We start from the raw sequence: 14,348 nt of genomic DNA on the forward strand, positions 1-14,348 counted from the left end.
CTTTAATTTTAAAGTGTGTAGTTAGAAGGACTTATCACACTTTAATAATCAAGCGGTCATAGAGGTTTAAAGTATCTAAAACATAAATAGAAGCCATTCCCTTTATTAGGTGATGGCTTTTTGTATGTAATTTTTGAGGAATTTGAGGGGTTGTAGAATGGAAAACTTCCAACTAGACTTACGCGCACTCAAAAAAAACTTGTTGCCAGGATTTATGAAGTCTATTCCAGCTATGATACATACACACAAAGAGCATCTAAGAAATAATGAAGACTTTCATACGTTTTTAAACGGTTTTGTTGAGCAATATGAAAAGATACTAGAGAAATTTTTACGCGGAATCGTGCATGCTGTCTTTTTAGAAGAAGAACGATTTGAGTCTTTTTTAAAACATGGAGAACAAAAAGCATTTCGTTCAGGTATTCATTTTTTAAGACATCAACGAATTCCTCATCAAGCATTAGCGTGTTTTACAACGAGTATTAGTGAATCTGTTTTATTTGAAGTAAAAAAAGCAACGATAAACGAGCCGTTAGTGATACAACTGTTCATGTTAGATCGTTGGAATCGGATTTCTCACAGAGCTGTAACAGGATTTCTAAGCGGTTTCTCCTCTCAACAATTTAAAGATCTTAAAGAGATTAGCATTCGCGATCCACTAACAAATCTGTATAATCGCCGTTACTTTTATGATTGTTTAGAAAAAGAGCTCACAAAAGCGCACAAACTAAAACTTCCTCTTACACTTGTCATGTTCGATATTAATAATTTTAAATTAATCAATGATGAGCTAGGACATCACGCAGGTGATGAAATTCTTCAGCAGATCGCAGAACTTTCCAAGCGGTTAAAATTGTTCTCTGGATTTAGATTTGGTGGAGATGAATTTGTTTTTCTATTACCAGGAATCACTGAAAATGAAGCGTACATCTTAATTGAAAAGCTAGAGAGTCAACTTATCGTTTGGAATGATTCCATCTCATTAGCATACGGTGCAATAGAACTACTTGCAGATGCTTGCGAGAATATCGATTATTATCTACAGCTGGCTGATGAGCGGATGTACACGAACAAAAGAGCTAGGAGTGAAAATAAATCACTCATTTAATCAATGTGAAATAAGGGCCTTTCTGCAATGTTTTTTCGCAGATCGTATAATGCAAAGGAAGATGACTGCATGAAAGATTCATTTACGATTACCGAACACCGTTCTGAAACCATATCGTCTTTATTACGGTGGTTCTTTTTAGTACTTTGTATACCTGTTTTTTATTATCAACCTATTTCAAGCGTGCTCAAATATGAAACGGATACTTTTCCGATTCTCTTTATAATAGGGATCATATATATGACATCCACACAAATCGTATTGCATAGATTGCCTGAGACGTCTTTGTACTACCGTGTCTTTACCAGGGGTGGCATTGTTTTTGATTGTCTCGCTTACGCCTGGTTGATGCAGCTTTCAGGTGGAGCTGACAGCCCGTTTGTTTCTGTAGGTTATTTAATCGTTATTCATGCCGCTCTGTATTGGAGGTTAAGGGGTGCCTTCATAGTAGGAACAGCGAGTTTTGCCATCCTCTGCTACTTTTTCATAAGAGATAGCGGATATATGAACACACTTTCTTCCTTTGAATTTTTGATGAAAAGTATCTTCTTATGGTTAATTGCTTTTTACGGAGGTGTGATTGCTTCTAAAGAAAGACAATATTATTTTGAGAAGACTATGTATCAGCTTCAATCGGAACAAGACTATTTAACAGGTTTGCTGAATCATCGAAAATTTCAAGAAGACGTCTTGGAAAAGACAAAACAGAATAAGCCTTTTACACTTGTGTTATGTGATATTGATCGTTTTAAATGGTTTAACGATCAGCATGGTCATTTAATCGGTGATGAAGTGCTTAAGCTTGTTGGAGCTACATTTAAACGCTTCATTTCTCTAAAAGAAGGAGAAACTTATCGATATGGAGGAGAAGAGTTTGCCTGGATTCTCCATACGACATGCTTAGCAGAAGTGAAAAATACAGTAGAAACAATCAATTGTCATTTAGAAAACTTTCCGTACACGTCAGATGAAAAGGCGTTGCCTGTTACACTTAGTTATGGCATTGCGAATTATGTAGAAGGTGAAAAACCTTCGCAGATTATCCAAAGAGCTGATATGCTGCTATACGAAGCAAAGGCAGCAGGGAGAAATACATGTAAACTGGATACTGTCAGAGTGGAGGAAAATCAGCTAACGTTGTAGCGGTTTTCCTTTTTTGTTTTGTAAAGCTAGCTGTCTATTTTAAAAAGTAGTTGATTTCGTTTAGGGCGATTCCTCGTTATCGTGTAATCTTGTTTTTTGCATTAAACCGGTTTGATACGTTTACAGAACTATCCTATAACTACCAGGAGAAAGTGATTCTTTTTAAAGGTGGGAGCCTTTGATGTCCTAGTAGATTATGAGATAATAGAGTTAGAATTCAAGTGCGGAACAGGGGATGAACATAATGAGTTTGCAATTTATTTTGGGACGATCCGGCAGCGGAAAGTCCCACTCTGTATTTAAGGAGATTCAAAGAGAACTTACAGACCGTCCTTCAGGAAATCCGATCATCTATCTTGTACCAGATCAGATGACTTTTCAATCAGAGTATAAGCTAGCATCAACACCTAATCTATCCGGAATGATGCGTACGCAAGTATTTAGTTTCTCAAGGCTTGCTTGGCGTATTCTTGGTGAGACCGGTGGTTTGACAAGAATGCATATCACTTCTACCGGAATAAGAATGATGCTGCGAAAAATCGTCGAACAAAAAAAAGAAGATCTTAAAATCTTTCGAAAAGCCTCTGAACAAAGTGGTTTTTACGAATTGCTTGAGTTAATGACCACAGAGCTTAAACGATATTGTGTTAGTGCAGAAGATCTTTCGTGGAATGCTGAAACACTGCTTTCGCTTGGTCAAAAAGAAAATAATAAAAAAGTGCTTCAGGATAAATTATCCGATCTGAGTGTCATTTCAAGTGCCTTGGATGAGGCGCTGATTGGGAAGTATGTTGATTCAGAAGATTATTTACGTTTGCTTCAAGCAAAGCTTCCCTTATCCGAGAGCATTAAGGAAAGTGAAATTTACATAGATGGATTTCATTCTTTTACTCCACAAGAACTAGAAGTTACGGCGGGATTACTGGCTCACGCCAAAAAAGTAACCATTGCCCTTACGACCGATGAAACTTTTACTTCGGAGTCAGAGCCTCATGAGCTAGATTTGTTTTATATGACAAAAAAGACTGTTCAGTCATTAACAGCGCAGGCAAAAGAACTCGGTGTATTTGTGGAAGAACCGATTTATCTTCATGAGAAACCAAAGTTTAATTCAAGGGCAATCGCTCATATTGAAGAGCAGTATGATCGAAGACCGGCTATACCGTCTACCAAACATGAAGGGGTACAAGTAGCTGCAGCTGTAAATGTTCGATCAGAAGTGGAGGGAGCAGCAAGGAAAATTGCAGAACTCGTTCGCGATCAAGGTTATAGATATCGTGATATCGCTGTAACAGTACGAAATACAGGTAGTTATCAAACACTAATTGAAACGGTATTTACAGATTATGAGATACCTGTTTTTCTAGATCAAAAAAAATCTATGCTTCACCATCCACTGATTGAGCTTATACGTTCGTCATTAGATATTGTTTTAAAGAATTGGCGCTATGAAGCTGTTTTTCGAGCCGTTAAAACAGATATGCTCTATCCGCTGGACGAGATAAGAAAAACGACTTCTGAGATGAGACGTTGTATGGATGAACTTGAAAACTATGTATTAGCACTTGGTATTCAAGGCAGAAGGTGGACAGATTCAAAACCTTGGAAATATAAAAGATTCAGAGGGTTCGAAGCAGAAGATTTTGGAAAGACCACCCGTGATGATGAAAAAGAACAGCTGATCAACGATATGCGGGATATGATTGTATCCCCATTGAGTCGTTTATCTAAAAACCTGTCAAACAGCAAAAGTATCATTCAATATTGCAAAAGTCTTTATCAGTATCTTGAAGATCTAAATGTACCGATGAAACTTGAACGCTTGAGAATTCATGCGGAATCAGCAGGCAAACTACGAGCGGCATCTGAACATGGTCAAGTTTGGAATGCGGTGTTAGGTCTTCTCGATGAGATGGTAGAGTTGACTGGTGAGGAAGAACTTTCGAAAGAAACGTGGATGCAGATGCTTGAAACAGGGCTCGAGAGCCTTAAGTTTGCTCTTGTTCCTCCTTCACTAGATCAGGTTTTAGTAGGAACAATGGAAAGGTCTCGTTTTACGGATGTAAAAGTAAATTTTGTTCTCGGCGTAAATGATGGAATCATTCCGTTAAAACCAAAAGATGATGGATTGCTTTCAGAAGATGAAAGAGAAGCTCTTGATCGAAACGGTGTGGTGCTTGCACCGACTGCACGCAGAAAGCTGCTTGATGAGCAGTTTATGATCTATCTGGCATTAACGAATGCTAGTGACCATCTGTTTGTGTCGTATGCCCTAGCAGACGAGGAAGGGAAAACGATGCAGCCTTCTATGGTCATACAGCGATTGCATGACCTTTTCCCAGATTTAAAGGAAGAACTATATCAAAACGAACCCACTGCACAAAATGATATGGATTTCGTGCAGCATCCAATAAAAAGTATCTCTTTTTTAAGTGCGCAACTCAGAGAATGGAAAAAGGGTTATCCGATTTCTTCTGTTTGGTGGGATGTATACAATTGGGTGATTGAAGACAAAGAGTATGATTTCTATGCGAAGCGAGCTCTTTCTTCTCTCTTCTATTTTAATCGAGAAGCACCTCTCAATTCATCGGTATCAAGAGATCTTTATGGCGATAAGATTTTAACGAGCATCTCGAGGATGGAGCTTTTTCAGTCATGTCCATTTTCTCAGTTCATGTCGTATGGGCTAAAGCTAAAAGAACGGCAAATGTACAAGCTTGAAGCGCCCGATATCGGACAGCTTTTTCATGCTGCGTTAAAACAGATGAATGACTCGCTTCAACAAAGAAGCGTAGCTTGGAGTGACCTTTCAAAAGGAGACTGTTATCGTTTGGCAGGAGACATTGTTGAACTCTTAGCACCACAGCTTCAGCATGAGATCTTGTTAAGTTCGAACAGACATCTTTACATCAAGAAGAAGCTAAAAGAAGTCGTGGGAAAAGCTTCACACATATTAAGTCAGCACGCGAAGGCGAGCGGTTTCACTCCAGCAGGTCTTGAATTAGCATTTGCTTCTGGTGCAACATTGCCACCATTAACGTATAAATTGCCCAATGGAACGACTATGGAAGTTATAGGGCGTATCGATCGTGTTGATACGGCAAAAAGTTCAAAAGGACTTCTTATGCGCGTGATTGATTATAAATCCAGCTCGACAGGTCTCAACTTAGCTGAGTTATATCATGGCATTGCTCTGCAGATGCTGACCTATCTAGATGTGGCGGTCACACATTCAGAAAGCTGGCTGGGTGAAGAGTCCGTTCCAGCAGGCGTTTTGTATTTTCATGTACACAACCCGCTTTTAAATCAAAAGAAACTGCTTAGTGTGGAAGAAATCGAAAAAGAAGTGTTAAAGAAGTTTAAGATGAAAGGTTTAGTTCTTGCTGAAGAGGAAGCCGTTCACCTTATGGACAGTACTATGGAAAAGCGTTCTTCTATCATTCCTGTCGCCCTAACTCAAAAAGGATTTCATAAGTCACATTCTTCCGTGGCCTCAAGAGAGCATTTTGACACGATGCGAAAACATGCTCGAAAGATGGCAGTGAACAGTGGAGAAGGGATTACAAACGGGGTGATCGATATCTCTCCTTATGAGATGAAGAAAAAAACACCTTGTACGTTCTGTTCGTATAAACCTGTTTGCCAATTTGATCAAACACTTGAAGAGAACCAATACCGTCAACTTCGTTCAGAAAAAGATGACGTCATTCTAGAGAAAATGCATGAGGAAGGAGGAAATGTGAATTGAAAACTTTAATCCCAAAACCAGAGGGTGCAACATGGACGGATGAACAGTGGCAGGCGATTCAGGCCAGAGGAGAAAACGTTCTCGTCGCTGCAGCAGCTGGATCAGGTAAAACGGCTGTCCTTGTCGAACGAATCATCACGATGATACGTGAAAAGGTTGCTGACGTAGACCGGTTGCTTATTGTAACTTTCACTAACGCTGCTGCTGCTGAAATGAGAAAAAGGATAGGAGAAGCAATCGATAAAGAGCTGTCTTTAAATCCTTCATCTCTACACTTAAGAAGACAGCTTAACTTGTTAAATAAAGCATCGATCTCTACTCTTCATTCTTTTTGTATTGAGGTGCTTCGTAAACACTATTATGAAACGGATCTCGATCCTGGCTTTCGTGTAGCTGAAGAAACAGAAGCCGAACTTATTCGCCAAGAAGTGATTGAAGATTTATTTGAAGAAGAGTATAGCAAGGGAGAAGACTATATTTTCTACCAAGTGGTCGATGCTTATAGTTCGGACCGAAATGATATCGAACTGCAAAAACTGATCTTATCGCTTTATGATTTTGCTCGTAGTCACCCTGATCCGAGCGGATGGCTAGATCAGATGGCGGAAACGTATCAGGTCCAGGCGACTTCCATAGACGACCTTCCTTGGACGAAGGAGCTTCTGTTCGATATATCGCTCCAAATAGAAGGGCTACGTTCGTTGGCGCTAAGAGCGATAGAACTTAGTCAGCTATCAGGCGGGCCACTCGCATATGCAGAAACACTGCAAGAGGATCTTGTTTTCATCGAACGATTACTTCATGCAAAAAGTAGTTGGAATGAGCTTTATGAGGAATTTCAATCTTATGATCCTCCTAAATTAAAAGCAATCCGTGGGAAAGATGTAGATGAAGAACTAAAGAATAAAGTAAAAGCGATGAGAGATAGCATCAAAAAACGGACGAGCGCATTAAAAGAAGAATATTTTGAAAGACATCCAGATTCGTATATCGTTCATATCGAAGAGATGGCTCCTGTCGTTAAAGAACTTTCTTCCTTAGTGAAAAAGTTTGGGGAACGTTATTTGGAAGCAAAGCAGGAAAAGTCTCTTGTTGATTTTGGTGATCTTGAGCACTATTGCCTTCAAGTATTAAAAGGGGAAGGGTCTACGATGGATGCTCCCGTCCCATCAGAAGCGGCTCTAGAATACCGCGGAAGATTTGTAGAGGTATTAGTCGACGAGTATCAAGATACGAACTTTGTTCAAGAATCCATTGTACGCTTAGTATCAAAGGATGGGGAAGCAGGAAACATGTTCATGGTAGGTGATGTAAAGCAATCCATCTACCGATTCAGACTAGCAGAACCACTTCTATTCTTATCCAAATACAAGCAGTTTACGAAAGAAGGTGGCAAGGGCTTGCGAATTGACCTTGCCAAAAACTTTAGAAGTCGAAACGGAATACTTCAAGCAACAAACTATTTGTTCAGACAGATTATGAACGAAACAGTAGGAGAAATTGAGTACAACGATGATGCTGAACTAAAGCTCGGTGCCACTTATTATCCTGACCAAGAGGGAAATGAACCAGAACTTCTTTTGATTAATAAAAGTCAGCCTGTAACAGATGAAGAAGGGCTTGAAAATGGAGAAGTAGAAAAGTCAGAGCTTGAAACCGTCCAGTTAGAGGCAAGAGTTATAGCTGAAAAAATAAAACAGATCGTTGGAACAACGGGGAATTCTCCTCATCTCGTTCTTGATAAGCATACAAAAAAGTTGCGTCCTGCAAAATACAAAGACATTGTCATGTTGTTCCGTGCAACCTCCGTATGGGCACCGGTCATATTAGAAGAGTTCAAACAGCAAGGAATACCAGCGTATGCTGAACTCTCAACTGGTTATTTTGATGCGACTGAGATTCATGTCATGATGTCACTGTTAAAAGTGATCGATAACCCACTGCAAGACATACCACTTGCCGCTGTTCTTCGTTCGCCACTTGTAGGAATGACAGGTGAAGAACTTGCAGTGATCAGATTGAAACAAAAACAAGATAATTATTTGGGTGCCGTAGAACTGTATCGGGCAGAAGGAGATAACCCTGGTATTCAGAGTAAGGTATCTAAGTTTTTAGACCAGCTAGAAAAATGGCGTCATCAAGCACGCCAAGGATCTCTTTCTGATCTGATCTGGGACATCTACCGGGAAACCGGATATTTTGATTACGTAGGCGGATTAACCGGCGGAAAACAACGACAAGCCAACTTAAGAGCTTTATATGATCGTGCGAAAATGTATGAAAGTACATCTTTTAGAGGGCTTTTCCGCTTTCTTCGTTTTATTGAAAGAATGCAGGAGCGAGGAAAAGATCTAGGTGCGGCAAGAGCTTTAGGTGAACAAGAAGATGTTGTTCGTGTCATGACGATTCATAAAAGTAAAGGTCTAGAGTTTCCGATCGTTTTCGTTGGAGGCATTAATAAGCAGTTTAATACAAGAGATCTGAACGAAAAAGTTCTTCTTCATAAAGAACTCGGACTAGGAACTCAATATATAAATCCAGAGTACCGAATTGCCTATCCTACCCTTCCGAAGCTTGCAATTGCCGGAAGAAAGAAAATGGAACTGATCGCAGAAGAGATGCGAGTACTATATGTCGCTCTTACACGTGCTAAAGAAAAATTGTATTTAGTCGGCACTGTAAATGACATTGAAAAATCTGTGGATGCATGGAGTGACTCTCTTTATGAAGAAAGCTGGATTCTACCAGACTTTGAAAGAGCTGGTGTAAAGAGTTATCTCGATTGGATCGGGAGAGCAGTCATACGCCATAAGAACGCAGATCCCCTTTTATCACTCCTTGGTACAGGTGAAAGAGGCAGAGGTGAAGTTTATGTGGATGAAACAGATTGGAAGATTACCGTTCTGCAAGCGAGTCAATTTGAAGAGTTAGAAGTAGAAGCGAAAGAAAAACAAGAAGAATTGCTGAAACGGTTAGAGAACTATGAAAGAGTGAATCTTGCTTCGAATGATTTTAATGAAGTTAAACGTCGACTCGAATGGAGTTATACACATAAACACTTAACACATACCCGTTCCAAACAGTCAGTTACAGAAATTAAAAAACAATATCAAGCAGATGAGTACAGTTCTACAGAACTAGTAAAAGCCGCCCAACAAGTCATACATGAGCGGCCCAAATTTATGCAAGAAGAACAGTTGAATGCTGCTGAAGTTGGTACAGCAATGCATATGGTCATGCAGCATATTGACTTTAGAAGACCAGCTACTCTAGACTCACTTCAAAATCAGCTTGCAGAAATGGAAACGAAAGAGCTGCTCACAAGAGAACAAGCTCAATACATTCAACTTTCTCAGATTCAGCAGTTTATGGATGGTCCACTCGGCGAGAGAATGAAAGAGAATGATAATTTGAAACGAGAAATTCCATTTAGTATGGCCCTCCCAATATCAGAGATTCAAAGAGATTGGTCAGGCGAAGATGAACATGTACTTGTACAAGGTGTTATTGACTGTCTGATTGAAGAGGAAGATGGATATATATTGATTGATTATAAAACAGACAAAATTACGAACCGCTTTACAAACGGCTTTACAGGAGCAAAAGAGATCCTGTACAACCGTTATGAGTTGCAGCTGAATTTGTACGCAAAAGCCATTGAAAGAATATTAAAGAAGCCTGTTAAAGAAAGTTATCTTTACTTTTTTGATGGTGGACACATTCTTCAAGTGAAATAAGGAGGGATACGATGCGATTACTTCATACTGCTGACTGGCATCTTGGGCGCTCATTGGAAGGACGTAGCAGACTACAGGAACAACAAGATTTTCTAGATGAACTCGTTGAGATTGTCCAGCGAGAAAAAATAGATGCTGTACTAATGGCGGGAGATGTATTTGATACGGTAAACCCTCCAGCTATGGCAGAGCAAATGTTTTATGATGCGCTGTCACGGATTAATAGAAAAGGAGAATGTCCGTTTATCGCGATAGCGGGGAATCATGATCATCCAGAAAGACTAGCTGCATCATTCCCCCTTTTACGAGAACTGGGCATTACGCTAGTAGGTCTACCAACACTAGACCTTCAGCGTATTCCAATAAAGAGAACGGGAGAAATTTTAGAAATCGCAGCATTACCTTATCCTTCAGAATCGAGACTAAAGATGCTCTTAAGTGAATCTGCTGAAGAACTAGATGTAAGAACCCAATATGATGATTGGGTTGACTCTTATTTTAAGCAGATCACATCTCACTTTAGTCCCGGAAACGTGCATGTTGCGATGAGTCATCTTTATGTCGCAGGAAGCAAGGAAACTGAATCTGAGCGCCCTGTTCATATTGGTGGTGCATATACGGTAGCTGCAGAAAGTCTTCCGAGTGCTGCTCAATACGTAGCTTTAGGCCATTTGCATCGTCCTCAACGAATTAAACGAGCAAAAACAGATGCTAGGTACTCAGGGTCACCGCTATCTTATAGCTTCTCAGAAAGCGGTCAAGCAAAATCAGTGTCCATTATTGACGTTGAACCAAATGGTATAGCAGAAGTTGAAGAGCTCCATTTACGTTCAGGAAAACCACTAGTAGCATGGGAAGCTAGAAATGGTGTCTCAGAAGTCTTTCAAGGAATTCAGGATGGTCTGCATCATAATTGCTGGATTGATCTATCCATACATGTTCAAGATGCACTGTCGATGGAAGAGATTCAACGACTTAGAAAAGCACATGAAGGCATTGTTCATATCAAACCTGTGTTTCAAGATAAGTCTGGAGAACAAATCTCTGTATCTGCTCAGAAACTACCAGTTGATGAACTATTTACAACGTTTTATAAGCGGCAAACAGGCGGAGCGATACCAGACCATGACTTAATCTCTTTATTTCTAGATCTTGTTGGAGAAGAGGAAACAGAAGGAGAGGGACAAGAATGAGACCTATAGCATTAACCGTTTCAGGTTTGCAAAGTTTTCGAGAAGCGCAGTCCGTTCCTTTTCATGAGCTTTGTTCTGGTGGAGTCTTCGGTATTTTTGGACCCACTGGAAGCGGGAAGTCCACGATTCTAGATGCCGTGACACTAGCGTTATACGGGAAGGTAGAACGAGCAGCTGGTGGAACACACGGAATTATGAATCAGGCTGAAGATAAACTGTCTGTTTCGTTTTCTTTTCAAATAGGTGAAGGAGCTCAGCAAAAAGAATACAGTGTGGAACGTACGTTTAAAAGAAGTGGCGAGCATTCCATTCGAACAACTACTTGTCGATTAATTGAAGTGGTGGATGGTGAATCTGTTGTTCATGCAGACAAAGAACGGGATGTCACACGTCTTGTTCAAGAGCTGATCGGTTTGACAATCGATGACTTTACGCGAGCAGTTGTACTACCTCAAGGTAAGTTTGCTGAATTTTTATCGCTTAAAGGTGCTGATAGGAGACAGATGCTCCAACGATTGTTTCAGCTTGAAAAGTATGGAGATAAACTAAATCAGAAGCTAAAGAAGCGGTCGGACGAACAAAAAAACCGCTTGAATGAAATCACAGCTGAGCAAACTGGTCTTGGAGAAGCGTCCTTTCTGACTCTACAACAGGCTAAAGCCCATCTCAAAGAAAATGAGAAAAAATTAGAACTAGTATCAAAACATTATAAAAAAGAAGAAGAGAATCTCAAAACACTAGAGGTTTATTGGGATGCCCAAGTCCAAAATGAAAAGCTGATTGAAGAAAGAAACGAACTGAAGAAACAGGAAATTCCTATGGAACGTCTTCAGAGTGATTTAAGGAAAGCTAATTTTGCAGACAGAATTTATCCTTATGCGAACGAATGGAAGCAATCACTCACACAAGAGAAAAAAATACGTGAAGAGCAAGAGCAACTAAGAACACAAACTGAAAAATTTAAAACCATTCTTGAAGAGCTAGAAGAGAAATACGAAATCGCTAAGTCGGCAATCAATCAGAAAGAGCCTGTTCTTATTGAAAAGAGAAGTGGCTTAAAAGAGGCTCTTGATTGGGAAAAAGATCTACAGGGAAAAAATGAAGTATCACTAAACGAAACGGAAAAATATAAACGATTAGTGACCCTGCTCGAAGATAGTGAAAAAGCAGAATATGATGCATCACAAGTTCTTAAGCGTGGAAAAGATAAACAAACAGCATTAAAGGAAGAATTATCTCAGATTGAGATCACTCAAAAAGAACGCCATTTCATTCAACAAGCCATTCTGCTGAATCAACGCATAGAAGATGTTCAGGATGAAAAGCAAAAAATACTAAATGAACTTTCTGAAGCAGATACTGAGATGAATTCTGCAGAAAAAACGAAAAAACAGGTGGGTTCAACAGTAGCTGAAAGTTATGCTACAGGTAAGAAATTATTGAAACATATCCAACAAATATACGAAGAAGTATCAGAAGCTCTGCGTTCGAACGAAAAGTTATCAAAAGCTCTTATGATTGAGCTTAGAGAATCCAAGAACGAACAAGAAAAAATGAGAATAAACCTCCTAGCTGCACAGCTTTCTGCGGAGTTAAAAGAGAACGAGCCGTGCTCTGTATGTGGTTCAACAATCCACCCCTCACCGAATCAAATGCACGGAACAGTAGAACATAATAACGAGCATATTCAAGAATTAGAAGAAGCGAATGAACGTTTGAAAGAACACTATCATGCGTTGAAACATTATAGTGAGGGTCTTGAAAAAGATTCTCTAACGCTGTGGAAGAAATTACAACTTGCTAACGCTGAAATTGCAGCATCTGATCAAAGTACGGTGATGGTGGAGAAAGAAAAGTTCAGCGCATTCTCTTTTGAACAAATTAAGGACCATTTAACGAAGGTAAAAGGAATTCAGCAAGACAAGCTCCTCATTGAAGAGCAGATGCAGAATCTATTGTCCAAATTAGACAACGAACAAAAACAATATGAGCGGATCTCTATTTCTGTTGAAAAGTGTGAAGAAGCAACTAACAAATTAAAAAAACAACTTCTTTTGATATTGAAGAAAATAGATTCTATCCAATCGGAATGGAAGCAAGCCGAGATACCTTTTTCACCAGATGAGCTAAAAGAAAAGCTAAAACTTTTTCAACAAAAAGAAAGTCGTCAATCCGAAATCGTAAGAAGCTTAAACATTGCAGAGGACTTCCTAGAAACACAAACGAAGAAAATGGAAGCAGCCAAAGAGCAAAAAGCAGAGTTGAATATGAGTTTAACGATCTCTTCTAATCAACAAGAAATGCTTCATAATGAAATTAAAATTCTAAAAGAAAAGCTGTATAACAGAGTGGGTGATGAGAACGTTCAGAAGGTTCTTGATAGAACGGAGTCTGAGCTTAAGAATCTTAAGACGACATTCATTACTTCAGAACGTGAATACGAAAAAGCAAAGCAGCAGTATGTAGAATCCGACAAAGTATATCATTCGGTTGTTCAACGCATGAATGATGCAAGATCAAGAGTAGAAAAAACTGAGCATGAATGGAACAACCAGTTAAGTAAGTCAGAATTTGATTCATATGAAGATTTTAAAAACTGTTTAAAAGACGAGCAAGTTCAGATGGAATGGGAAAAGCAACTGACTGATTACAATGATCGTTGTAAATCAAATAGGATGGCACTTGAAGCGATAAAGGAAAAGCTGCCTGCTGAATTCCTTTCAGATCAACAAGTTGCGTCTGCAAAATTGGAGCTGCAGAGACTTAAACATGAAATGAATGAAACGCATGAGGCTGTTGGAGAAGCACGACAAAGATATATGATGATTGAGAAGAATCATACACGTTACAACGAATTAGAGAAGGAAAAGAATAAAGTATCAAAAATATTAGAGCAACTGGGTAAACTTCAAGGTGTATTCCGAGGAAATGCTTTTGTTGAGTTTATGGCAGAAGAGCAGCTGCATCTTGTTACACGTGATGCGTCTGGCAGACTCGCAAAACTTACTCGGGGACGTTATGCTATTGAAGTAGATTCAGCAGGTGGTTTTGTTATACGAGATGATGCCAACGGGGGAATTAAACGACCAGTTACTTCTTTATCTGGTGGGGAAACATTTTTAACTTCACTTGCACTCGCGCTTTCACTTTCCGCTCAAATTCAGTTAAGAGGGAAGTTCCCCCTTCAGTTTTTCTTCCTTGATGAAGGATTTGGTACACTTGATCAAGAACTGTTGGATACAGTTGTAACAGCTTTAGAAAAAGTTAGAATGGAAAACTTTTCGATCGGAGTAATATCTCACGTGCCTGAATTAAAAGCAAGATTAACGAAACGATTGATCGTCGAACCAGCTGAACACTCAGGCAGGGGAACTCGTGTAAAATTAGATCAGATGTAAAAAAGATTCAAGGCATAAAAG

6 protein-coding genes are annotated in these 14,348 nt (G+C 39.4%); all 6 read left to right on the top strand.

Annotated elements, in window-relative coordinates; translation table 11 throughout:
• Positions 1-157 precede the first annotated feature (157 nt).
• Positions 158-1,108: a GGDEF domain-containing protein gene (locus I5J82_RS04235; RefSeq protein ID WP_198766800.1), complete on the top strand. Its 951-nt coding sequence runs from the start codon at positions 158-160 to the stop codon at positions 1,106-1,108.
• A gap of 69 nt (positions 1,109-1,177) precedes the next feature.
• The gene (locus tag I5J82_RS04240) at positions 1,178-2,251 is read left to right on the top strand and encodes a GGDEF domain-containing protein (protein WP_198766801.1); all 1,074 of its coding nucleotides are present in this window, start codon (positions 1,178-1,180) and stop codon (positions 2,249-2,251) included.
• Positions 2,252-2,495: 244 nt separating this feature from the next.
• Positions 2,496-5,999, top strand: a complete 3,504-nt coding sequence (addB, locus tag I5J82_RS04245; RefSeq protein WP_198766802.1) for a helicase-exonuclease AddAB subunit AddB — start codon at positions 2,496-2,498, stop codon at positions 5,997-5,999.
• Positions 5,996-9,736 (top strand): helicase-exonuclease AddAB subunit AddA, encoded by a 3,741-nt coding sequence (gene addA / locus I5J82_RS04250; RefSeq protein ID WP_198766803.1) that lies wholly within the window; start codon positions 5,996-5,998, stop codon positions 9,734-9,736. The genes addB and addA overlap by 4 nt, the downstream gene beginning before the upstream one ends.
• A gap of 11 nt (positions 9,737-9,747) precedes the next feature.
• Positions 9,748-10,929 (top strand): metallophosphoesterase family protein, encoded by a 1,182-nt coding sequence (locus I5J82_RS04255; protein WP_198766804.1) that lies wholly within the window; start codon positions 9,748-9,750, stop codon positions 10,927-10,929.
• Positions 10,926-14,327 carry an AAA family ATPase gene (locus I5J82_RS04260; protein WP_198766805.1) on the top strand — a complete coding sequence of 1,134 codons (3,402 nt, stop codon included), beginning with the start codon at positions 10,926-10,928 and terminating at the stop codon, positions 14,325-14,327. Before I5J82_RS04255 ends, I5J82_RS04260 begins: the two co-directional genes overlap by 4 nt.
• Positions 14,328-14,348: the final 21 nt, after the last annotated feature.

It is taken from the genome of Fictibacillus halophilus, assembly GCF_016401385.1.
Classification (GTDB): domain Bacteria; phylum Bacillota; class Bacilli; order Bacillales; family Fictibacillaceae; genus Fictibacillus; species Fictibacillus halophilus.